The sequence below is a fragment of the Kribbella sp. NPDC051586 genome, from assembly GCF_044453965.1.
Taxonomy (GTDB): Bacteria; Actinomycetota; Actinomycetes; order Propionibacteriales; family Kribbellaceae; genus Kribbella.
Genome location: NZ_JBITDF010000003.1, coordinates 1,124,899 through 1,142,395 on the forward strand (window position 1 = coordinate 1,124,899; position 17,497 = coordinate 1,142,395).

22 protein-coding genes are annotated in these 17,497 nt (G+C 68.8%); 15 read left to right on the plus strand and 7 right to left on the minus strand.

What is annotated here, in order from left to right; all coding sequences use genetic code 11:
• Positions 1-44: 44 nt before the first annotated feature.
• The 9 genes from whiA to ACIA58_RS24065 all read left to right on the plus strand — a co-directional run bounded on the left by whiA (position 45) and on the right by ACIA58_RS24065 (position 7,362).
• Positions 45-1,028: a DNA-binding protein WhiA gene (whiA, locus tag ACIA58_RS24025; protein WP_396405986.1), complete on the plus strand. Its 984-nt coding sequence runs from the start codon at positions 45-47 to the stop codon at positions 1,026-1,028.
• A gap of 91 nt (positions 1,029-1,119) precedes the next feature.
• The gene (locus tag ACIA58_RS24030) at positions 1,120-1,500 is read left to right on the plus strand and encodes a hypothetical protein (RefSeq protein WP_396405987.1); all 381 of its coding nucleotides are present in this window, start codon (positions 1,120-1,122) and stop codon (positions 1,498-1,500) included.
• A 202-nt stretch (positions 1,501-1,702) separates the two neighbouring features.
• Positions 1,703-2,710, plus strand: coding sequence for a type I glyceraldehyde-3-phosphate dehydrogenase (gene gap / locus ACIA58_RS24035; protein WP_396405988.1), 1,008 nt, complete (start codon positions 1,703-1,705; stop codon positions 2,708-2,710).
• A 107-nt stretch (positions 2,711-2,817) separates the two neighbouring features.
• Positions 2,818-4,011 (plus strand): phosphoglycerate kinase, encoded by a 1,194-nt coding sequence (locus ACIA58_RS24040; protein WP_396405989.1) that lies wholly within the window; start codon positions 2,818-2,820, stop codon positions 4,009-4,011.
• Positions 4,012-4,017: 6 nt separating this feature from the next.
• The gene (gene tpiA, locus ACIA58_RS24045; RefSeq protein ID WP_396405990.1) at positions 4,018-4,824 is read left to right on the plus strand and encodes a triose-phosphate isomerase; all 807 of its coding nucleotides are present in this window, start codon (positions 4,018-4,020) and stop codon (positions 4,822-4,824) included.
• Positions 4,821-5,054, plus strand: coding sequence for a preprotein translocase subunit SecG (secG, locus tag ACIA58_RS24050; protein ID WP_130448352.1), 234 nt, complete (start codon positions 4,821-4,823; stop codon positions 5,052-5,054). The genes tpiA and secG overlap by 4 nt, the downstream gene beginning before the upstream one ends.
• Positions 5,055-5,067: 13 nt before the next feature.
• Positions 5,068-5,427, plus strand: a complete 360-nt coding sequence (locus ACIA58_RS24055) for an RNA polymerase-binding protein RbpA (protein ID WP_396405991.1) — start codon at positions 5,068-5,070, stop codon at positions 5,425-5,427.
• A gap of 98 nt (positions 5,428-5,525) precedes the next feature.
• Complete coding sequence (locus tag ACIA58_RS24060; protein ID WP_396405992.1) at positions 5,526-6,497, plus strand: SMP-30/gluconolactonase/LRE family protein; 972 nt, start codon at positions 5,526-5,528, stop codon at positions 6,495-6,497.
• Positions 6,498-6,507: 10 nt separating this feature from the next.
• Entirely contained in the window at positions 6,508-7,362 is an 855-nt protein-coding gene (locus tag ACIA58_RS24065) for an LLM class flavin-dependent oxidoreductase (RefSeq protein ID WP_396405993.1), read from the plus strand.
• Here the strand turns inward: ACIA58_RS24065 and ACIA58_RS24070 are convergent.
• Together ACIA58_RS24070 and ACIA58_RS24075 are read right to left on the minus strand one after the other, a co-directional pair.
• Positions 7,343-7,831, minus strand: a complete 489-nt coding sequence (locus ACIA58_RS24070) for a DUF6328 family protein (protein WP_396405994.1) — start codon at positions 7,829-7,831, stop codon at positions 7,343-7,345. The genes ACIA58_RS24065 and ACIA58_RS24070 overlap by 20 nt on opposite strands.
• An 85-nt stretch (positions 7,832-7,916) precedes the next feature.
• Positions 7,917-8,126: a cold-shock protein gene (locus tag ACIA58_RS24075; protein ID WP_130385526.1), complete on the minus strand. Its 210-nt coding sequence runs from the start codon at positions 8,124-8,126 to the stop codon at positions 7,917-7,919.
• Positions 8,127-8,541: 415 nt separating this feature from the next.
• Between ACIA58_RS24075 and ACIA58_RS24080 the strand changes: the two genes are divergently transcribed.
• Positions 8,542-8,823, plus strand: coding sequence for a protealysin inhibitor emfourin (locus ACIA58_RS24080; RefSeq protein WP_396405995.1), 282 nt, complete (start codon positions 8,542-8,544; stop codon positions 8,821-8,823).
• On the opposite strand, the gene ACIA58_RS24085 is transcribed toward ACIA58_RS24080, so the two are convergent.
• From ACIA58_RS24085 to ACIA58_RS24095, 3 genes are read right to left on the minus strand one after another with little or no spacing between them, the layout of a single operon-like run.
• Positions 8,820-10,274, minus strand: a complete 1,455-nt coding sequence (locus ACIA58_RS24085) for a beta-N-acetylhexosaminidase (RefSeq protein WP_396405996.1) — start codon at positions 10,272-10,274, stop codon at positions 8,820-8,822. The two genes, ACIA58_RS24080 and ACIA58_RS24085, sit on opposite strands and share 4 nt — an antisense overlap.
• Before the next feature lie 42 nt (positions 10,275-10,316).
• The gene (locus ACIA58_RS24090; protein ID WP_396405997.1) at positions 10,317-11,057 is read right to left on the minus strand and encodes a fructosamine kinase family protein; all 741 of its coding nucleotides are present in this window, start codon (positions 11,055-11,057) and stop codon (positions 10,317-10,319) included.
• Positions 11,026-12,234, minus strand: a complete 1,209-nt coding sequence (locus ACIA58_RS24095; RefSeq protein WP_396405998.1) for an MFS transporter — start codon at positions 12,232-12,234, stop codon at positions 11,026-11,028. Before ACIA58_RS24095 ends, ACIA58_RS24090 begins: the two co-directional genes overlap by 32 nt.
• Before the next feature lie 49 nt (positions 12,235-12,283).
• Here ACIA58_RS24095 and ACIA58_RS24100 point away from each other — a divergent pair, with 49 nt between their 5' ends.
• On the plus strand, positions 12,284-12,958 hold the full coding sequence (locus ACIA58_RS24100; RefSeq protein ID WP_396405999.1) for a CGNR zinc finger domain-containing protein: 675 nt from the start codon (positions 12,284-12,286) through the stop codon (positions 12,956-12,958).
• Between the two features lie 181 nt (positions 12,959-13,139).
• Positions 13,140-13,556: a VOC family protein gene (locus ACIA58_RS24105; RefSeq protein WP_371402501.1), complete on the plus strand. Its 417-nt coding sequence runs from the start codon at positions 13,140-13,142 to the stop codon at positions 13,554-13,556.
• A gap of 42 nt (positions 13,557-13,598) precedes the next feature.
• Here ACIA58_RS24105 and ACIA58_RS24110 read toward each other — a convergent pair whose 3' ends face one another.
• Positions 13,599-14,345, minus strand: coding sequence for a phytanoyl-CoA dioxygenase family protein (locus tag ACIA58_RS24110; protein WP_396406000.1), 747 nt, complete (start codon positions 14,343-14,345; stop codon positions 13,599-13,601).
• A gap of 70 nt (positions 14,346-14,415) precedes the next feature.
• Between ACIA58_RS24110 and ACIA58_RS24115 the strand changes: the two genes are divergently transcribed.
• The gene (locus ACIA58_RS24115; protein ID WP_396406001.1) at positions 14,416-15,234 is read left to right on the plus strand and encodes an AraC family transcriptional regulator; all 819 of its coding nucleotides are present in this window, start codon (positions 14,416-14,418) and stop codon (positions 15,232-15,234) included.
• Here ACIA58_RS24115 and ACIA58_RS24120 read toward each other — a convergent pair.
• The gene (locus ACIA58_RS24120) at positions 15,231-16,076 is read right to left on the minus strand and encodes a DinB family protein (RefSeq protein ID WP_396406002.1); all 846 of its coding nucleotides are present in this window, start codon (positions 16,074-16,076) and stop codon (positions 15,231-15,233) included. The two genes, ACIA58_RS24115 and ACIA58_RS24120, sit on opposite strands and share 4 nt — an antisense overlap.
• A 64-nt stretch (positions 16,077-16,140) precedes the next feature.
• On the opposite strand from ACIA58_RS24120, the gene ACIA58_RS24125 reads away from it, so the two are divergent.
• Together ACIA58_RS24125 and ACIA58_RS24130 are read left to right on the plus strand one after the other, a co-directional pair.
• Positions 16,141-17,082 carry a helix-turn-helix transcriptional regulator gene (locus ACIA58_RS24125; RefSeq protein ID WP_396406509.1) on the plus strand — a complete coding sequence of 314 codons (942 nt, stop codon included), beginning with the start codon at positions 16,141-16,143 and terminating at the stop codon, positions 17,080-17,082.
• A gap of 124 nt (positions 17,083-17,206) precedes the next feature.
• Complete coding sequence (locus ACIA58_RS24130; RefSeq protein ID WP_396406003.1) at positions 17,207-17,467, plus strand: hypothetical protein; 261 nt, start codon at positions 17,207-17,209, stop codon at positions 17,465-17,467.
• The last annotated feature ends 30 nt before the right edge of the window (positions 17,468-17,497 follow it).

Consider the following 17,497-nt stretch of genomic DNA (forward strand, 5'->3'; position numbering starts at 1 on the left):
TTGGTGGTCCAAGGGTCTTTGACATGGGTGGGAGGATGGCCTTCATGGCGATGACAGCACAGGTGAAGTCCGAGCTGACCAGTATTCAGGTGACGAAACCGTGTTGCCGCAAGGCCGAGGTCTCGTCGATCCTGCGGTTCGCGGGCGGGCTGCACCTGGTGTCCGGACGGATCGTCGTGGAGGCCGAGCTGGACAGCGGCGCCGCGGCCCGGCGGCTGCGCAAGGACATCGCCGAGATCTTCGGGCACCCGTCGGACGTCGTGGTGATCTCCCCGTCCGGCATTCGCAAGCAGACGAAGTACGTCGTCCGCGTCGTCCGTGACGGTGACGCGCTGGCGCGGCAGACCGGCCTGGTGGACAACCGCGGCCGGCCGGTGCGCGGCCTTCCGCCGGCGGTGGTGTCGGGCGCTTCCTGTGATGCGGTCGCGGCTTGGCGGGGCGCGTTCCTGGCGCACGGCTCACTGACGGAGCCCGGCCGGTCGTCGTCGCTCGAGGTGACCTGTCCCGGTCCCGAGGCGGCGCTCGCGCTGGTCGGTGCGGCCCGGCGGCTCGGCATCGGATCGAAGGCACGCGAGGTGCGGAACGTCGACCGCGTGGTGATCCGCGACGGCGACGCGATCGGCGCCCTGCTGACCCGGCTCGGCGCGCACGAGTCGGTGCTCGCGTGGGAGGAGCGCCGGATGCGGCGCGAGGTCCGCGCAACCGCGAACCGGCTCGCGAACTTCGACGACGCCAACCTCCGTCGTTCGGCCCGCGCCGCGGTCGCTGCCGGCGCCCGCGTCGAACGAGCGCTGGAGATCCTCGGCGACGACGTGCCCGATCACCTGCAGGTCGCGGGCAAGCTGCGGCTGGAGCACAAGCAGGCCAGCCTCGAGGAGCTCGGACAGCTGCACGAGCCGGCTCTCACGAAGGATGCAGTAGCCGGCCGCATCCGCCGTCTGCTCGCGATGGCGGACAAGCGCGCCGCCGACCTCGGCATCCCCAACACCGAGGCCAACCTGACCCCGGACATGCTCGACCCGGCCTGACCAGATCGTTATCAACTGCCACCCGCGTCGCCCTGATCGCGTTGCTTGGATTGCTCTACGGGGTTTCCATCCAATGAACAGATGAGGACTGATGGGCACCACTGAAGAAGAAGCCGCGGCGATGGACAGGATCAACCAAGAGGCCATCAAGCGCGAGGTCGAGCGCATGCAGGCCGAGGCCGCGCGGAAGGCCGCCGAGCAGCAGAACCAGAACAAGATGGTCGCCGATCCGGGAGCGGGTGGCGTGGCCTGGCCGGACAACGAGGTGCAGACGGGGCCACAGACCGGCATGGACAAGGTCGCCGGTGCGCTGCGGGTAGGTCAGGCCGGCGACGTCGCGTTCGCGCGTGACCTGCTGAACAGCGGCCAAGCACCGCTGGGCGGCGTGAGCAAGACCGACCAGGCCGCCGACGGAGCCAAGGAAAGCACGGCGGGAGCGCGCGCCGCGAAGCCTGCGCTCGGCCTCGGCTGACGCACCAGCTGGTCAACTGGTATTCAAACGGCTGCCCCGGAAGGTTTCCGGGGCAGTTGCACGTGGGGTGGTCTGCTTGCAGAGCTACCGGCGGGTCATGGTGGTCTGATGTGGACGCTACCAGTTGGCCAGGTGGGCTGTTGGGCTAGTGTTCGGGCTGTAGCGGCAGTGCTCGACAGCTAGTTCAAGGAGACGCAGTCCCGTGACCGTACGCGTAGGTATCAACGGCTTCGGCCGGATCGGCCGTAACTTCTTCCGCGCCGTGCAGGCGTCCGGTGCCGACATCGAGGTCGTCGCCGTCAACGACTTGACCGACAACCAGACCCTCGCTCACCTGCTGAAGTACGACTCGATCCTGGGCCGCTTCCCGGGCGAGGTCTCCGCGACCGACGACGACATCACCGTCGGCGGGAAGAGCTTCAAGGCGTTCGCCGAGCGCGACCCGGCCAACCTGAAGTGGTCCGACGTCGGCGCCGACGTGGTGATCGAGTCGACCGGCTTCTTCACCGACGCCACCAAGGCCAAGACCCACGCCGACAACGGCGCCAAGAAGGTCATCATCTCCGCCCCGGCGAAGAACGAGGACCTGACCGTGGTGATGGGCGTGAACCACGACCTGTACGACGCCGAGAAGCACACCGTGATCTCGAACGCGTCCTGCACCACCAACTGCATCGCCCCGCTGGCCAAGGTCCTCAACGACGCGTTCACGATCGAGAAGGGTCTGATGACCACGATCCACGCGTACACCCAGGACCAGAACCTGCAGGACGGCCCGCACAAGGACCTGCGCCGCGCCCGCGCCGCCGCGCTGAACATCGTCCCGACCTCGACCGGCGCCGCGAAGGCGATCGGCCTGGTCCTGCCGGAGCTCAAGGGCAAGCTGGACGGCTACGCGCTGCGCGTCCCGGTCCCGACCGGCTCGGCCACCGACCTGACCGTCACGGTCGGCCGCGAGGTCACCGTGGACGAGGTCAAGGAGGCCTACAAGGCCGCCGCGGCCGAGGGCTCGCTGAAGGGGTACCTGACCTACACCGAGGACGAGATCGTCTCGACCGACATCGTCACCGACCCGGCGTCCTGCATCTTCGACTCGGGCCTGACCAAGGTGATCGGCAACCAGGTCAAGGTCGTCGGCTGGTACGACAACGAGTGGGGCTACTCCAACCGCCTCGTCGACCTCGTGAAGCACGTCGGCGCCTCGCTGTAACACGGCTCTGAGTAACACGGCTCTGACGACCGTCTGATTCCCGGCCTGTGCCGGCGCCCGCGAAGGCGCCGGCACAGGCTTCACGCTTGAGTTGAGGAAGCTGAACTGTGAAGACCATCGAAGATCTGGGTGACCTGGCCGGGATGCGGGTGCTCGTCCGGTCCGACCTGAACGTGCCGCTCAAGGACGGCGTGATCGGCGACGACGGCCGGATCCGCGCCTCGCTGCCGACGCTGGTGAAGCTGGCGAAGGCCGGCGCCAAGGTGATCGTCACCGCGCACCTCGGCCGCCCGAAGGGTCAGCCGAACCCGGAGTTCACGCTGGCCCCGGTCGCGAAGCGGCTCGGCGAGCTGCTGCAGCCCGAGGGCATCACCGTGCATTTCGCCACCGACCTGACCGGCGAGAGCGCCCAGGAATCGGTGCAGGACCTCGACGAGGGCGAGGTGCTGCTGCTCGAGAACGTGCGCTACGACGCCCGCGAGGAGAGCAAGGACGAGGAGCAGCGGGGGGCGCTGGCCGAGGAGCTGGCCGCGCTGGCCGACGTCTTCGTCAGCGACGGTTTCGGTGTCGTGCACCGCAAGCAGGCCAGCGTGTACGACGTGGCTCGCGAGCTTCCGCACGCGGCCGGCGGCCTGGTGCTCGCCGAGGTCGACGTGCTGAAGAAGCTGACCGAGGAGCCCGCTCGTCCGTACGTCGTGGTCCTCGGCGGCGCGAAGGTGTCCGACAAGCTCGCCGTGATCGACAACCTGCTGGCCAAGGCCGACAAGCTGCTGATCGGCGGCGGCATGGTCTTCACGTTCCTCAAGGCGCAGGGCCACGAGGTCGGCAAGAGCCTGCTCGAGGAAGACCAGCTGGACACCGTCCGCGGCTACCTGAAGCAGGCCGGCGACAAGATCGTGCTGCCGACCGACATCGTGGTCGCGCCCGAGTTCAAGGCCGACTCGCCGGCCACCGTGGTCACGGCGGACGCGATCCCGGCCGACCAGCTCGGCCTGGACATCGGCCCGGACTCCGGCAAGGCCTTCGCGGCCGAGATCGCCGGCGCCAGGACCGTGTTCTGGAACGGTCCGATGGGTGTCTTCGAGATGGCGGCGTTCGCGGCCGGAACGAAGGCCGTCGCGCAGGCGTTGACCGAGGTGGACGGGCTGAGTGTCGTCGGCGGCGGTGACTCCGCGGCCGCCGTCCGCCAGCTAGGCTTCGCCGACGATGCGTTCGGGCACATCTCCACCGGTGGTGGGGCGTCGCTCGAATACCTGGAGGGCAAGGAGCTCCCGGGTCTCGCCGTACTGGAAGAGGACTGAGCAACCATGGCAGACGCTGCCCGTACGCCACTCATGGCGGGCAACTGGAAGATGAACCTCAACCACGTTGAGGCCGTGCACCTGCTGCAGAAGCTGTCGTGGACGCTGCAGGACAAGAAGCACGACTTCGAGCGGGTCGAGGTGGCCGTGCTGCCCCCGTTCACCGACATCCGCAGCGTGCAGACGCTGGTCGACGGTGACCGGATGAAGATCAAGTACGGCGCGCAGGACGTGTCCACGCACGACGCCGGCGCGTACACCGGCGAGATCTCGGCGGCGATGCTCACCAAGCTGGGCTGCACCTACGTGCTGACCGGCCACTCCGAGCGCCGGCAGTACCACAACGAGACCGACGAGCTGGTCAACGCCAAGACCGCCAAGGCGCTCGAGGCCGGGCTGATCCCGATCGTGTGCGTCGGCGAGGGCCTGGAGATCCGGAAGGCCGACGGCCACGTCGACCACTGCCTGGGCCAGATCGACGCCGCGCTGGCCGGGCTGAAGCAGGACGACGTCCGCAAGCTCGTCATCGCCTACGAACCGGTGTGGGCGATCGGCACCGGCGAGGTGGCGACCCCGGAGGACGCGCAGGAGGTCATCGCCGCGATTCGGGGCCGGATCGAGGAGTCGATCTCACCCTCGGTCGCCGACTCGGTACGGATTCTTTACGGCGGATCGGTGAAGATGGCCAGTGCAAGTGGCATCATGGCCCAACCGGATGTCGACGGCTGCCTGGTCGGAGGTGCGAGCCTTCAGGTGGAGGAGTTCGCCGGCATCTGCCGTTACCTGGACCTTCAGTTAGGCTACTCCTCGTGATTCTCGCTTTCTCGATCGTAGTGATCGTCTGCAGCCTCTTCCTCACGCTGCTCGTGCTGCTGCACAAAGGCCGCGGTGGCGGCCTCTCGGACCTGTTCGGTGGCGGTGTGTCGTCCAGCCTGGGCGGCTCCTCGGTCGCCGAGCGGAACCTGGACCGGATCACCATCGGTGTCGGTCTGATCTGGTTCGCCAGCATCGTCGCGGTCGGCCTGCTCTACAAGCTCGGCTGAGGGGTCGGTTCCCGTGGCTGGTGGTGGTAGTGCGATTCGCGGCAGCCGGGTCGGTGCCGGGCCGATGGGCGAGGCGGAGCGCGGCGACACCGCGCCCCGGCAGCGCATCGTGTTCTTCTGTGCGAACGGGCACGAGACGGCGACCTGGTTCGCGGTCGAGGCGGCCATCCCGGAGGAGTGGGACTGTCCGCGGTGCGGTCTGCCGACCAGCACCGATGTGAACAACCCGCCCCCGCCGCCGAAGATCGAGCCCTACAAGACGCACCTGGCCTACGTGAAGGAGCGCCGCTCCGAGCAGGAGGCCCAGGAGATCCTCGAGGAAGCGCTCGAGAAGCTCCGCGCCCGGCGCGCCCGCGGCGAGGTCATCTTCTAAGCAGGACTGCGTTCAGCCCGGACCGGCGTACCGGTCCGGGCTGTGTCGTTGGTTGGCGCTGTGTGATGACTCCGGCGCAGCGCGCTAGGGTCTGCGGCATGACGTCGATCGCGCCGTTGCGCTGGACCCCGCCGCCCGCACCGCCCGTGCGCCATCCGAAGAACGTCGACGTGGAGGTGGTCGCGCTGCCGGGCGCGGGCCCCGAGGACACGCTGATCGACGACGACGGCAGCGTCCTCACCGGCCTGTACGACGGCCGGATCCTGCGCGTCAGCGCGGACGGCAAGACGATCAGCACCCTCGCCGACACCGGCGGCCGGCCGCTCGGCCTGGAATGGCTGCCCGACGGCAAGGTCCTGATCTGCGACGCGAACCGTGGCCTGCTGACGCTCGACAAGGACAACCGGATCGCGACGCTGCTGTCCGAGATCGACGGCCGTCCGCTGCGGTTCTGCAACAACGCCGACGTCACCGAGGACGGCACGATCTACTTCACCGACTCCTCGACCAGGTTCGGCATCGACGAGTGGGTGGCCGACCTGCTGGAGCATTCGACCACCGGCAGCGTGTACCGCCGTACGCCGGACGGAGAGCTCACGCGGCTGGCGACCGGGCGAGGGTTTCCGAACGGCGTCGCGCTCAGCGGTGACCGTCGTTCGCTCTTCTGGGCCGAGACGGCGATGTACGGCCTGTACAAGCTCGACCTGACGACCGAGAGCGCGGAGCCGGTGCAGATCGCCTCGATCCCGGGGCTGCCGGACAACATCGCCCGCGGTTCCGACGGCCTGATCTGGGTCGCGGTCGGCTCGCCGCGCAACGCCGTACTCGACTTCCTGCTGCCCAAGCAGCCGGTGCTGCGCAAGGTCGTCTGGGCGCTCCCGGACGCGCTGAAGCCGAAGGCCGCGGACATCATCGAGATCCAGGCCTACGACGAGAGCGGTGCGCTGATCCACGATCTGCGCGCCAAGCACCCGGACTTCCACATGCCGACCGGCGTCCGTGAGCGGGACGGGAAGGTGTGGCTCGGCAGCATCGGGACCAGTTCGCTGGCCACGTTCCCGACGCCGTAGGCTCGCCGGTATGCGTTTCGGGATTGCGATCCTGCCCGAGTACCGCTGGCGCGACGCCGCGCCGCGGTGGCGGCGGGCCGAGGAGTACGGCTTCGACCACGCGTGGATCTACGACCACCTGACCTGGAGCGGCCTCCAGGACTCGGCGTGGTACGGGACGACGCCGACGCTGACGGCGGCCGCGACAGTCACGTCGACGATCAAGCTCGGCACGTTCGTCACCTCGCCGAACTTCCGGCACCCGCTGGCGCTGACCCGCGACATCCTCGCGATCGACGACGTCTCCGACGGTCGCTTCTTGTGCGGGATCGGCGCCGGCGGCAGCCTGGATGCGACCATCCAGGGCGGCCCGGACCTGACACCGCGGCAACGGCAGGACCGGTACGAGGAGTTCGTGAAGCTCCTGGACACCCTGCTGACGACCGACGGCGTCGACTTCAAGGGCGAGTACTACGAGACGCGCAACGGCCGCACGCTCCCTGGCTGCGTCCAGCAACCGCGGGTCCCGCTCGTCCTCGCCGGCAACGGCCCGCGCTCGGTGAGGTTCGCCGCGGACCACGGCGACGGCTGGATGACCACCGGCGGCGACAAGACGAACCTCGACACCTGGTTCGCCTCTCTCGCGGACCTGAGCAAGCGCCTGGACGACCGACTGGAGGGTCGCCGGATCGACCGCTACCTGTCCATGGACTCGGCCGTTTTCGCCCTCTCCAGCCCCAGCGTCTTCGAGGACATCGTCGGTCGCGCCGTTGCGTTGGGCTTCACCGACCTCATCACCCATTGGCCGCGCAGCCAGGGCGTGTACGCCGGCTCCGACGCTGCCCTGGAGCAGATCGCGACCGAGGTCATTCCTCGTTTGCGCTAGTGCGGCGGACCCAGGCGGGGACGGCGTACCACAGGACGGTGAACCAGAGCAGGACGGCGGCGACGATGATGATCGCGGCCGGGCGGGGGAGTACGACGTCGACGGCGATGAGGATGCCGCCGGCGATGGCGAGGATCAGGAAGATCATGCCGCCGACGGCCATCCGGCCGGCGATCGGGAGCATCCGGTCGCGGAGCTTGCGGCGGTAGACGATCCGGTGGAACGACACCGGCGCCAGGAACAGGCCGACCGCCAGCGCGGACGCGATCAGCGTGACGGTGTACACGGCGTGGGTGAAGCCGTCCGCGTCCTGGAAACGGTTCTGGAAGGCAATGCTGAGCAGGAACGCGAACAGGATCTGGGTGCCGGTCTGGGCCAGCCGGAGTTCCTGGAGCAGCTCGTTCCATTGCCGGTCGAGCCGTTCACCGGGGTCTTCGTCCGGCCGGTTGTACCGCGGGCTGTCGGTCACACTCCTATTAGACCCGGGAACGGCGGAGGGGCCGCACACCGAATCCGGTGTGCGGCCCCTCTACTGGTTCAGGAAAGGGTGATCCTCAAGATCCGATCGCGCGGATGTTCTCCGCCTGCAGCCCCTTCTGGCCCTGGGTGATCTCGAACTCGACCCGCTGGTTCTCGTCCAGCGAGCGGAAGCCCGACATCTGGATGGCCGAGTAGTGCGCGAACACGTCCGCGCCACCGTCATCCGGGGTGATGAAGCCGAAGCCCTTGTCAGCGTTGAACCACTTGACAGTACCGACAGCCATTTGTCTATCTCCTCGATGGCTTATAACAATCCGTGAACCACACCTCATGGATCACGCGTCGCCGAAAGGTCCCAGACGACAGACCGGCCATGCAGCACAGCAAAGTCAGGGAGTCCAAAACTGCAACGCCATAACTGTAGCCGTTCTGCGGCCTGATGGTAGGGGTGACCACAAACACGTGTCGCTGATTGTCAGGGGCCGTTACGCTTCGTGGTCGCCCTGATGCGGGCCTGCGAGTACCGCTCCGCGACCCGAAATCCCGCGCCTACCTGCTGGTTCTCGGCAGGCGGCGGGTGCGGGACGATGGCAACGAAGGACAAATGACCGGTACGCCGGGTAGCGGACGCGTTTTTCTGATCATTACCCTCGGCGTGTCGCGCGGGCATGGACAGCAGCCAGGACAGTGGAGGACAGCGTGATCGTGACAGTGACCCGCAGCGGGGGTTTCGCCGGTCTGACCAAGCACGGTGAGCTCGACACCAGGGACCAGCCCGACGCGGACCGGCTCGAGGACGCGGTCCGGGCGCTCGGCGGGAAGGACCTCGGCTCCGGCAGGCCGCAGCCGGACCGGTATGTCTACCGGCTGGTGGTGCGTGATGCTCAGGACACCGAGGACACCGACGCCACGCAGCACACCGTCGCCGAGCAGGACGTGGACGCCACCACCGCCTGGCTGCTCGACCGGATCCTCAGTTAGCGCCAGTCGATCTCCGGCGCCCGGTAGAAGTTGACCCCGAGCACCTCCCAGCGCGGCGCCTGCTCGGCCAGACGGTCGCGGTACGCCGTCCAGTCGAGCGCGGACTCCTGCGACCAGCCGAGCTCCGCGATCCCCGGCAGCCGCGGGAACACCAGATACTCGATCTTGCTCACGTCGTCGACGGTCTCGGTCCACAGCGGCGCCTCGACGCCGTCGATCGCACTCTCCGGTACGTCGGGGACCAGCGTGGCCGGGTTCCAGCTGTACGACTTCTCCACGCTGACCAGACCGGCCCAGTCGAGGCCCAGCTCGGTGCTGGCGTCGTACTTCATGTCCAGGTACGCACGGTTCGCGGGGGAGAGTACCAGCGTCGCGCCCTGCTCCACGGCCTTCTGCGCCAGCACCTGAGCCTTGGGGTCCTCGGTGCCCCAGTACTGCACGACAGTGCCGGCAGGCAGCGGCCCGTCCGCGATCTCGTGCCACCCCATCACCCGCTTGCCGTGCTTCACGACCAGCTCGGCGGCCTTGGGCACGAACGCGAGGTACTCCGAGTGCGCTGTCGAGTGGGCCTCGTCCCCACCGAGGTGGAGGAAGTCGCCGGGCGTCTGCTCGGCCACCTCCCGGAACACGTCGTCGAGGAACTCGTACGTGACGTCCTTGTCGATGGCGAACGAGCTGAAGCCCACCTCGGTCTCGGTGTAGAGCTCCGGTGCCTGGTCACCCTTGTTCAGTTCCGGGTACGACGCCAGCGCGGCGTTGGTGTGTCCTGGTGTGTCGATCTCCGGGACGACGGTGATGTACCGGTCGGCGGCGTACTGCACCAGCTCGGCATACTCCACCTTGCTGTACGAGCCGCCGTCGCCTCCGCCGACCTGCCGGCTGCCGCCGTACGTCGTGAGGTTGGGCCACGAGTCCACCTGGATCCGCCAGCCCTGGTCGTCGGACAGGTGCAGGTGCAGGTGGTTGACCTTGTAGAGCGAGATCAGGTCGACGACGCGCTTGACCTGGTCGACGGTGAAGAAGTGCCGGGAGACGTCGAGCATCATGCCGCGGTAGCCGTACCGCGGCGCGTCGGAGATCGTCGTACCTGCGATCTCCCAGGGACCCGCCTGTGCGCTGTCCGCCTCGGCCTTGGCGGGCAGGAGCTGGCGGAGCGTGGTGACGCCGCGGAACACACCCTCGGCCGTCGCTGCGGTGATGGTGACGCCGGATGCGTCCGCGCGGAGCTCGTAGCCTTCGGCCCCCAGGGACTCCGGGCCGCTGGTGGACAGCGTGATCGTGCCGGCGCCGTCCTCGACCGGTAGGGCGAATCCGGTGGATTGCCGGAGCTGAGTCGCGAACCGCTCGGCGATCGTCCGGGCGGAGGGGTCATCGAGGCCGATGGTGGCATCGGCCGGCAGCGAGAACGTCTCATCGGGAAGCGCCTGCTGCGCCGTGGGCTGCGGGATCATGATCGAGAGTGTTCGCGGCCCCGGATAATCCGTCAAGACCTTTCAAAACTTCTTGGCGAGGGCCGTTGCCTGCGCCAGATAACTCCCGCCGAACAGGACCACGTGGACCAGCAGCGGGTGCAGCTGGTGCAACCCGATCCGGTCCCGCCAGCCGTCGGCGAGCGGGTGTGCCTCGTCGTAGGCCCGCAGTACCCGCTCGAGGTGCGGCAGCCCGAACAGGCCGAGCATGGCCAGGTCCGTCTCCCGGTGGCCACCGTGCGCGGCCGGGTCGATGAGCTGTACTCCGTCCGCCGTCCAGAGCACGTTCCCGGACCACAGATCGCCGTGGATGCGGCACGGCTCGTCGGAGGCGTCGTCGTACACACCCGCCTCCAGGCGAGTGCAGAGCCGCTCGAAGACGTCCAGGTTGAGTCCCGCGGCCCGCAGGTACGGCCGGAGGCGCAGGTTGGCGTAGAACTCACCCCACGACTTCACCGGCTCGTGCGCAAACGGCAGCGCGGCCGTGCCGATGTAGCCATCGCCGTCCCACCCATCCGGAGGTACGCCGTAGTGGCGGGCGCCGGCGTCATGCGTGACAACCAGCCTCCGACCGAACTCCTCCGCGGCCTCCGCGGTCGGCGGGACTGCATGCAGCATGGTGGTTGTCAGGTGAGTAGGGGAGACGTCGAGCGGCTCGGCCACCGGAACGCCGCCCGGTACGGCGAGCCACCGCAGTCCGGCTGCCTCGGCGGCGAAGAAGCCTGGCGGTGCGTCAGGCCGGCTCTTCACAAACCTGTCGTTCATGCCCGCACTCTTCCAGCACGATGCGGCGGCGGGCCACGAACGGCTCGGACAGCATCACGAGGGCGGCGATCGCGGTGAGCAGACCACCGGCGAGCGCGACGCTGCGGACCGTCGTGTGGTCGATCAGCGCGCCGCCGACGAACGCGCCGGCCGCGATGCCGACGTTGAACGCCGAACTGGTCCCGGCCGACGCGATGTCGGTGCTCCCCGGAGCGATCTGCAGCGTCCGGCTCTGCACCGCGACCGCGAGTCCGCTGAAGGACAGCCCGATCAGTGCGATCAGGACGACCGCGGCCACCTTCACCTGTCCGAACCCGAACAGCCCGAGCAACCCGACGGTGATGAGTCCGAACGGGATCACGACCGCACCCCACGGGTACCGATCGAGGACCCTGCCGACGATCAACGTGCCGGCGAACCCGCCCGCACCACTGGCCAGCAGCATCGGACCGAGCGCGGCGGAGGAGAAGCCGGTGATGTCCAGCAGGAAAGGCGTCACGTAGGTGTTGAACGTCAGGAAGCCGGTGACTCCGATCGCGGCGGCGACCAGCAGCACGACGTACCGGCGGGCGTCGGGGGCGGTGCCGCGACGTGACGGACCGTCCTGGACCTCTGTGCGCGGCAGCAAGGTCACAATCCCGAGGCAGGCGGCCGCGCCGAGCGCGGCCATCACCACGAACGGGACCCGCCAGCCGGCCTGCTCACCGAGCCACGTGCCGAGCGGGATCCCGAGGATCGGCGCCAGCGCGGTGCCGATCGCGAGTCGCGCGACCACCCGGCCGCGGAGCTCCGGCGGGAACAGGCTGGTCGCGATCGGCGGCGCGATCGACCAGAACAGCGCCTGCGAGACGGCGATAACCAGCCGTCCGGCGAACAGCACCTCGTACGTCGGGGCGGCGGCCGAGAGCGCCGTCGCCACGGTGAGGACCGCGAGGGTGCCACCGAGGACGAGGCGGCGGGGCAGGTGGTGGGTCAGCCGGGCCAGTGGGATGGAGGCGAGCACGACGACGACGGCGTACCCGGTGACGAGGAGGCCGATCTGGGAGCGCGACCGACCGAGATCGTCGGCCATCACGGTGAGCAGCCCGATCGGCAGCACCTCGACGGTGACGAACGAGAACGTCGAGACGCCGAGGAACACCAGTGCCGCGGTGGCTCGGCGGGACGAGAGGGTCATGCGGTCACCTGATCCCGGTAAAAAGTGTGATGCTGGTAGCGTCTCATCTATGACCGACGGTTCTCACGGGGAATTTCGCATCGTGGGCGGGCATCCTGCCCTCGATCTGGTGAACACGGTCACCCCACGGCTGCGCGGGGGCGCGGGCGAGCACGAGTACCTGACCTCTCCGGCGGATCTGCTCGAGTGGAGTCGCCGGATCGGGCTGATCGATCTGCGCGACTACAGCGCGGTCGAGGGCACCTGGCGGTCGTCCCCGGACCTCGCCGTGAAGGCGCTCGGGGCGACGCTGGAGATCCGCGAGGCGACGTACGACGTGCTCGCGCCGCGGGCGGCCGGCGCCGTCGTCGCGACGGACGGCGTCAAGCGCAGCGAAGGATCCGCCTTCGAAGGACTGATGTTGCGCTGGTCCGCGGCCGCCGCGCGCTCGATGCTGATCCCGGACGCGCGGCAGGACCGCGGCGTCGCCGAGTTGGTCGTCGGCACCTCGCCGGCGCAGCTGATCCCGGACCGGCTGGTGGTGGCCGCCGTCGAGCTGGTGCGGACGGTCGAGCTGCGGCAGTTGCGGGCCTGTCCGGTCGAGGACGGCGGCTGCGGCTGGCTGTTCCTGGACCGCAGCCGGAACGGTTCCCGCCGCTGGTGCGCGATGGAGGACTGCGGGACGCGGGCGAAGATCCGCAAGCTGGGGGAGCGGCGACGCGCTACCGCCGTACTGCAGTCTTAGTGGTAGCGACAGCGAACCTTCACTGTCAGCGATCGGTTCACAGGTCGAGAACGCGTGTCGAAAGGTGCGAATTGTCCCCTCGACCTGTCATCGTAGGCGGCCGGGCCTTCCGACCAGAGGGACCTGGCCGGGCCTGCACCGGACTAGGAAGCAGGCTGACGCAACAGAATGTGGAGGACAGATGACGCAGGTGGCAGAGCAGCCGGGCAGTACTGCCGGGCGGCTCGGCTCGGTGGTGCTGGATTGCCCGGACCCGCTCGAGCTCGCCCAGTTCTACTCAGCGCTGCTGGGGCTGGACATCGACGAGAACGGTGACGACGACTGGCGGAGCCTGACCGGCCCCGGCTCGTCGCTCGGGTTCTCGACGCTGGCCTTCCGGCGCTCGGAGCAGTACGTGCCGGCCACCTGGCCCGGCACCGACGCGCAGGATCTCCATCTCGACCTCATCGTCGAGGATCTCTCGAGCGGTCACGCGACCGTGGTCGCCCTCGGCGCCGAGCCGCTCGACCCCCTGGACCCGCCGCCCGCGGACAACGCGCGCGGCTGGCGGATCTACGCCGACCCGGCGGGCCACCCGTTCCGGATCTGCCTCGAGTGACAGTTCGAGAGCCCGCCCCGCACGGGGCGGGCTTTCGCATGTTCAGACCCAGGCGCTGCTTCCCGTGAACGCGAAGTGCCGCCCCTCGACGTACTTCGGCCGCGGCTGGTAGCTGTTCACCCCCGGCTCGCCGCGCAGGTGGAACGCGCTCGGGTACGGCGTCTCCGGATCGGTGATCCGGGTGGACGTAGGGATGTAGCGGATCGTCAGCCCACACCGCCGGTTCGGCGACGTGTTCGCGTTGCTGCCGTGGACGATGTTCGGGTGATGGACTTCGACGTCCCCTGGCGCCAGCACCATGTCGACCGCTTCGTTCTCGTCGACCTCGGCCGCGATCTCTCTGCCGAGCACACTCTCGACCTCGGTGTTGGCGCGCGTCCCGGCCACCCCGGACCGATGGCTGCCCGGCACGACCCGCACACACCCGTTCTCCGGTGTCGAGTGGTCGACGGCCAGCCACAGCGTCACGACCTCCATCGGGTCCAGCGGCCAGAACGCCGCGTCCTGATGCCACAGCACGGGCTGCCCGGAGTACGGCGGCTTGGAGATGTAGTGGGAGGCGAACAACGCGATGTCCGGCCCGACGAACCGCTGGGCGATGTCGACGAGCCGGTCGTCGCTCACCAGCCGCACCCAGAACGGGTCGTCGCGCAGGTACACATGCCCGAGCTGCTCGGGCCGTACGTCGGGATGCCGGGCCTGCAGCCATTCGACATGGTCGTTCACTTCCTTGATCAGCTCTTGGTCGATGACGTCGCGGAAGATGACGTAGCCGTCTGTTTCGAACATGTCTTCAGCGTGCGGCTCGTTGACCACGACGCACTAGCAACGCCCTGACGAGAATTTGTACTGTGTTGACGTGAGCCAGATCCTGCGGTTCGAGGCGCACGCGTTCGGGCGGCCGTACCACGCGGCCCGGGTGCGGATCCCGGCGCGCGCCCGCGACACCGAACTGCACACACACGCGGACTTCCACGAGTTCATGGCCGTCGTGTCCGGCAGCGGCGAACACCTGCTGACCACCGGCGTTGAGGAGCTCCGCCCGGGCGACGTCGTCCTGGTGCGGCCGACGGACCGGCACGCAATCCGCGGCTCGCTGCCCGACGGCCTCGAGTTCGTCAATGTCGCCTTCCCGAGCTCGATCTGGCAAGGCTTCCTGGACCTGACCCGCACCGCGACCTGGTCGTCGCGTGGACCGATCGCCTTCCACCAGCCGGCAGCGATCGCGGTCTTCGAACACGCCCTCGCCCGTTTCCAGGACAACCCGAGCAGCTACGACCTGCTGCGCTTCTGGATCGATCTCCTCGACCTGCTCGCACCGGTCGACGCCGCGGACCCCGGCGTACCCGACTGGCTCGCGAGAGCGTGTACGGCGATGCGCGCCGAGCAGAACCTCCGCGGCGGCGTACCCCGGCTCCTCCAGCTGGCCGGTGTCAGTCCGGCTCACCTGTCCCGCTCGATGCGTACGGCGTACGGCATCACCCCGACCGCCTTCGTCACCGATCTCCGCCTCGAACACGCCGCATCCTTGCTAGCAGCAACCAACACGTCGATCGCCGCCATCGCCGCCCGCTGCGGCTTCACCAGTCAGTCGTACTTCACCCGGACGTTCACCGCGGCGCACGACCTGCCGCCGCGCGACTTCCGCCGTCGCGCTCAGCGCGCCTTCGTGCCCTAGAGCGATTCCAGGTACGCGATCGCGTCCGACTGCTTGAACCACTTCGCCCACCCGAGCACGTCGGCGTTGAAGCGCGGATCGGTCAACGACAGGTCGGCGCCGCGCTCGGCCAGGAACCTGAGCGTGTCCAGCGTGCCGGTTCCAGTCGCAAGGTGTGCGGCGGTGAAGCCGTCCGGTGTGCGCTCGTCGACGCCGAAGCCCAGGTCGGCGAGCTCCGGGATGACCTCCCATCGCTGCGCTGCGGCAGCCTCCGCGAGCAGCGCCGGCCGCTCGGCCGGTGTGACCTCACCCGCAAGAGCTGCCGCGAACGGGTCCTCGGGGTGCATTCCCCGGTAGAAGTCGCGGACGGCGCCGACCTCCGCGCCGTGGTGGATCAGTTCGTCCAGGATGTGCAGCGCGAAGGACGTGCCGTCGTGCTCGGCGTACATCCCCGCAGGCTCGCCCATCGGGCGGTCGAGGACGTCTTGGCTGAGCGCGGCGAGGCGCCGACGCCAGACGTCGTACGCATGATCCAGGGCGGCCAGAGCGTCCGGCGCGGAACCCGGCACCGGCGGCTGGCCGTCAGCCGGGTCGACCTGGCTGCCGAACCAGGTGGCGGTGCGGTCCTCCTGCAGGATGTCGACGATGTGGGTGATCCGCCACGCCAGCGTGGTGAACGGCGCCGGCGTCGGTGGGATCCGGCTGCCGTCGGGGACATAGCCGTCCTCGGTCTTGCGGACCGACCAGCAGCCGTCGAACGGTTCCCAGAAGTACTCGTTGTCGGTGAGGCCCCGCACCCGGTCCCGCAGGCGCTGCCAGGCGAAGTCGGACAGGTCCAGGAGATTCTGCGAAAGCGTCGTCATGGAGCCACCGTAGAGCGACCTGCGGACAGTATCGGTCCGCAGGTCGAGGCAGAATGGCGTGAACATGGATACCGCGGCCAGATTGCTCCGCCTGCTCTCCTTGCTGCACTCGCGCCCACAGTGGGACGGCGCCGAGCTGGCAGCGAGGCTCGATGTCACGCCGCGGACCGTACGGCGGGACGTCACGCGACTGCGCTCACTCGGGTACCCGGTCGAGGCCGAGGCCGGGATCGGCGGCGGCTACCGGCTCGGTCCGGGCGGCCGGCTTCCGCCGCTGCTGCTCGAAGACGAGGAGGCGGTCGCGATCGCGGTCGGCCTTCGCGTTGCGACGACCACGACGGTGTCAGGCGTCGAAGAGGCTGCTATCTCGGCGCTGGCCAAACTCCATCAGGTTCTGCCTACCCGGTTGCAGGAGCAGGTCGCCGCCATCGGCGCGCACACGACTCAGCTGCCGCAGGGCGAGCTGCCGCAGGTCGACGGCGAGGTGCTGGTCACGCTGGCCGCCGGCTGCCGTCATGTCGAAGGGATCCGGTTCCGGTACCGCACCCATGACGGCAGCGAGTCCGAGCGCAGCGTCGAGCCGCTGCAGATCGTGCACACCGGCCGCCGCTGGTACCTCGTCGCGCGCGACCGGGATCGCCAGGCCTGGCGGACGTTCCGCGTCGACCGCATCACCGAGCCTGTGCTCACGGGCTCGCGCTACCGGTTCGAGGACCCGCCCGACCCGGTCGCACTAGTTGCCGAGGGCACCGGAGTTGCGCCGTGGGACATCGTCGCCCGGGTCCGGGTCCAGGCAGACGCTGCGACGGTCGCCCGGCTGATTCCGCCGAGCCAAGGCGTGGTGGACCCCATCGACGCGAACACCTGCGAGGTCCGCTTCGCCGCGAACGACCTGGGACCCCTCGTCTCCGGGGTCATCCGCCTCTACTGGCCGTTCGAGATCCTCGAGCCCCCCGAACTCCGCACCGCCGTCCACGACCACGCCCGCCGCCTGCTCGACTCCTAGCAGATTGCGCGACTGCCGGCCCGCAGCGCGCGCTATCTGAGCTGTGGCTGCGATCCGGGCAAGGTGGTCTTCAGCGTTACCGATGGCGCCGTGCTGGATTGCACTCTCCAAGGGGGTCACCCCGATGGCTCCCGTCGAGGCTGATCTTCCGGGCTTCACGAATGCCCAGGACGGAGTGGTGGCTGCCCTCGCCCGGCAGCTTGGTCAGGAGGGGCTGCAGGTCGACGACACCTTGCCCCCGGAAAGTCGGCCGAACTATCACCAGAACCTGCGAATCGGGCCGCTCTGGGGCTCGAGCCTGGCATGGGCAGGCGGTGGCACTCTCCTGGTCACCGCGTTGATCGCGATCGCGCTCCGCATTCGACAACTGCGCCGCCGAACCTAGTGCTGCAGCTGGACAGTACGTATACGTCCA

Coding starts and splice junctions, on each gene's coding strand:
- ACIA58_RS24060 (WP_396405992.1), top strand. CDS start 5,526: ATGACGTCGATCGCGCCGTTGCGCTGGACCCCGCCGCCCGCACCGCCC.
- whiA (WP_396405986.1), top strand. CDS start 45: ATGGCGATGACAGCACAGGTGAAGTCCGAGCTGACCAGTATTCAGGTG.
- ACIA58_RS24030 (WP_396405987.1), top strand. CDS start 1,120: ATGGGCACCACTGAAGAAGAAGCCGCGGCGATGGACAGGATCAACCAA.
- ACIA58_RS24100 (WP_396405999.1), top strand. CDS start 12,284: ATGACCGACGGTTCTCACGGGGAATTTCGCATCGTGGGCGGGCATCCT.
- ACIA58_RS24110 (WP_396406000.1), bottom strand. CDS start 14,345: ATGTTCGAAACAGACGGCTACGTCATCTTCCGCGACGTCATCGACCAA.
- ACIA58_RS24065 (WP_396405993.1), top strand. CDS start 6,508: ATGCGTTTCGGGATTGCGATCCTGCCCGAGTACCGCTGGCGCGACGCC.
- ACIA58_RS24095 (WP_396405998.1), bottom strand. CDS start 12,234: ATGACCCTCTCGTCCCGCCGAGCCACCGCGGCACTGGTGTTCCTCGGC.
- ACIA58_RS24120 (WP_396406002.1), bottom strand. CDS start 16,076: ATGACGACGCTTTCGCAGAATCTCCTGGACCTGTCCGACTTCGCCTGG.
- tpiA (WP_396405990.1), top strand. CDS start 4,018: ATGGCAGACGCTGCCCGTACGCCACTCATGGCGGGCAACTGGAAGATG.
- ACIA58_RS24090 (WP_396405997.1), bottom strand. CDS start 11,057: ATGAACGACAGGTTTGTGAAGAGCCGGCCTGACGCACCGCCAGGCTTC.
- ACIA58_RS24105 (WP_371402501.1), top strand. CDS start 13,140: ATGACGCAGGTGGCAGAGCAGCCGGGCAGTACTGCCGGGCGGCTCGGC.
- ACIA58_RS24125 (WP_396406509.1), top strand. CDS start 16,141: ATGGATACCGCGGCCAGATTGCTCCGCCTGCTCTCCTTGCTGCACTCG.
- ACIA58_RS24085 (WP_396405996.1), bottom strand. CDS start 10,274: ATGATCCCGCAGCCCACGGCGCAGCAGGCGCTTCCCGATGAGACGTTC.
- ACIA58_RS24130 (WP_396406003.1), top strand. CDS start 17,207: ATGGCTCCCGTCGAGGCTGATCTTCCGGGCTTCACGAATGCCCAGGAC.
- ACIA58_RS24075 (WP_130385526.1), bottom strand. CDS start 8,126: ATGGCTGTCGGTACTGTCAAGTGGTTCAACGCTGACAAGGGCTTCGGC.